This is a genomic window from Rhodovulum sp., from assembly GCF_011048875.1.
Lineage (GTDB): Bacteria > Pseudomonadota > Alphaproteobacteria > Rhodobacterales > Rhodobacteraceae > Rhodovulum > Rhodovulum tesquicola.
This window is the reverse complement of the sequence record NZ_DSDD01000024.1, coordinates 1-2,616: the sequence shown is the minus strand read 5'-3', so window position 1 is coordinate 2,616 and position 2,616 is coordinate 1. Positions and strand designations below refer to the sequence as shown.

The 2,616-nt window shown below is 67.7% G+C and carries 3 protein-coding genes and 1 pseudogene; all 4 read right to left on the bottom strand.

The features are described 5' to 3' along the window. Positions 1–21: 21 nt before the first annotated feature. Positions 22–585 (bottom strand): HK97 family phage prohead protease, encoded by a 564-nt coding sequence (locus ENN83_RS00910; protein ID WP_287182990.1) that lies wholly within the window; start codon positions 583–585, stop codon positions 22–24. Between the two features lie 14 nt (positions 586–599). Beyond that, the gene (locus ENN83_RS00905; protein ID WP_253090102.1) at positions 600–842 is read right to left on the bottom strand and encodes a GTA head formation protein, RCAP_rcc01685 family; all 243 of its coding nucleotides are present in this window, start codon (positions 840–842) and stop codon (positions 600–602) included. Continuing rightward, positions 839–2,014: a phage portal protein gene (locus tag ENN83_RS00900; protein WP_287182986.1), complete on the bottom strand. Its 1,176-nt coding sequence runs from the start codon at positions 2,012–2,014 to the stop codon at positions 839–841. The genes ENN83_RS00905 and ENN83_RS00900 overlap by 4 nt, the downstream gene beginning before the upstream one ends. Positions 2,015–2,141: 127 nt before the next feature. Then, positions 2,142–2,616 (bottom strand): annotated as a pseudogene (locus tag ENN83_RS00895) (ATP-binding protein); the annotation flags it as partial.

Sequence of the window (2,616 nt, the reverse complement as noted above, 5' to 3'; positions counted from 1 at the left end):
GGTCCTCGCGGCCTTTGGCGATCAGCCCTCGGCCAACATGCGGCGGGCGCCTGAAAAGGCCTCCGCCAGTTCGCGCAAGAGCACCTCGGAGGGGTCCCCTCCCTTGGCGCCAACCCGCGCTTCAGCAAGCATCGGGAAGGTCACCAGCGACACCTCCCAAAGCTCCAGCTCCGCAAGAAGCCGGCGCCCGCTCGCATCCTGTTCGGCCCGCTTGGTGCGATAGCCGATCGACAAGCCGTCAATGGCGCCCGCCGAAACGAGGGCGGCCGCCTCGCGGGCGCGCGCGACTTCGGGCAACAACCGCCCCTTGACGTAAAGCCCGCGGCCATCCTCCCGGACCTCGTCCCAGATGCCGATGGGCTGGGCGGGATCATGCTGCCACAGCATCTTCACCCGACGCCCTTCGCTGGCCATCCGCTTCAGGCAGGCACCATAGGCCCCCGCCTGCACGACGTCGCCGCCCTGGTCGGTCGCGCCGAACAACGAGGCATAGCCCTCGATCACCGCGCCCTCGGCCAGCGCCAGCGGCGCGTTCGGCGGGCAGAACTTGCGCTCCAGCCCGGTATCCCTGTCATATCCGATCATCCGAACTCCCCTTTTCACGGCGAGGCCGCCAGCAGCGATGCCACGCCTTCCGTCAAGATCACCGCCACCACGCCGTAGACGGTCAGCCACATTCGTCGTTCCAGCCGCTCGAGCGCTGTCTCGATCCGCACGAGCCGGAATTCGAGCGCCGTCCAGCGCTCCTCCCAGACGCGTTCATTGGCGTCGATCCGCGCATTCGCCACCTCGAAGGGCGCATAGAGAAACCTGGAGCCCGACCTCTCGGCCGGGGGTTTCATTCACCCTCCGGCCAGGCGGGCAGACCCAGAAGGGCACGTTTCTCGGCCTCGGTCAGGAAATCCGCGCCGGCGATACGCAGCCATTGCGCATCGCGTTCGGCCGCCAGCGCCGGCACCTGATCGAGATCGGGCTTGAGGCTCACTGTCTCTCCTGCAAAGCGCGACAGGAACTCGGCCACGGCACCGGCGACCTTGGCCACCATCGGCAGGATCGTCAGCCGATAGAAGGCGCGGTTGGCCTCCTGATAGTTCGCGTAGGTCGCATCCCCCGGGATCCCCAGCATCATCGGGGGCACGCCGAAGGCCGTCGCGATTTCCCGCGCCGCGGCCTCCTTGGTGCGGTGGAACTCCATGTCCGAGGGTGAAAAGCCCATCGGCTTCCAGTCCAGCCCGCCCTCCAGAAGCATCGGGCGCCCGGCATTCGCCGCCCCCTGATGATAGCTCAGCATCTCGTCCTGAAGCCGCGCATACTGGTCTTCGCTCAGGGTCGAATTGCCATCCGTCCCCCGATAGACGATTGCGCCGGAGGGCCGCGCCGCGTTGTCCAGAAGCGCCTTGGACCAGCGCGAAGCCGAATTGTGAACGTCGATCGCGGTCGCCGCCGCCTGCATCGGCGACAGCCCGTAATGATCGTCCTGGGGATGGAAACTCTTGATATGGCAGACCGGCGGCAGGTCGACCGTCATGTCGAAGCGATGCTTGCGCGCACCGACGGTGTAATCATAGGCGACCGGCCAGCCATCGCGCCCGGGAACCAGGCGCATCCGGTCCGATCGCAACACATGCAGTTCGAATGGCATCCCGCCCTCACCGCCGACCGCTTCGAGATAGGCATTCCCGGACAGCAGCAACTGGCCGTAAAGCGTCTCGAACAGCTCGGCCCGTCCCTGTGCCGGATTTGGCCGCGCGATCAGATCGAGCATCGGGTGGGTCTCGTAGCGCCGTTCGGTGTCCTGGCAGACCAGCGGCAGCGCCGCCGCCGCCTCGGCGATCAGCTTGACCGCGCGAAACCCCACCGGGTTGCCGACAAAGCCGTTGCGGATCAGCGAGACAGTGTCGCGCGGACTCCAGGCCACGCGCCCCGACCCCGCCCAGGCGATCACCGGGCCGGTGGCAGACGCTTTCGCCTCCGGCACCCGCGTTTCGGCACGGCGGAAGATATTCAGTTTCATGGGCAAAGCTCCTCCGGTTTCGCTGTCGCTGCCCGTCAAGGGCCCAAGGAAAAGGCCCGCGCCCCGGGGTTTTCCGGGGCCGGGCCTCGCCATTCCGCAAGGGCCGCGTCGCCGCGGCCGTGATTCCCTAGAGACTGCGCACCCTCGGACGCCGCCAATGGGCGGCGGGGGCAATCATCAGTTCATGGATCGCCCAGACCAGGGCATCCACACGGTCGGGGCTGCCACGCCCCTCGTACCCGTGCGAGGTCATGCGGCACATCTGGTCCTCCAGCACGGCCAGGCCGGGCAGATGCTTGATGCGCCCCTGTTCGTAAAGGGCAGCCACCGGCTCGGCCCGGGCGGCCTTGCCGCGCGAAGCACGTACCGCGCGGAACGGCACCAGCGGGTCGAGTTGCCGGATCACGGTCTCGACCAGATCGCCACCCTGGTTGACCTCGGCGACCAGCCGGTCGGCGCCGAAGCGTTCCATGGCATCAATCGCCGCCTGCGCCCAGACCGTCGGCGCCACACCCGCAAGGCTGGCATCCGCCAGAACCACGGCGCGCCATTCCTGCGGCGGCCCCTTGCTCTGCACCCCCACGACCATGATTCCGCATTCG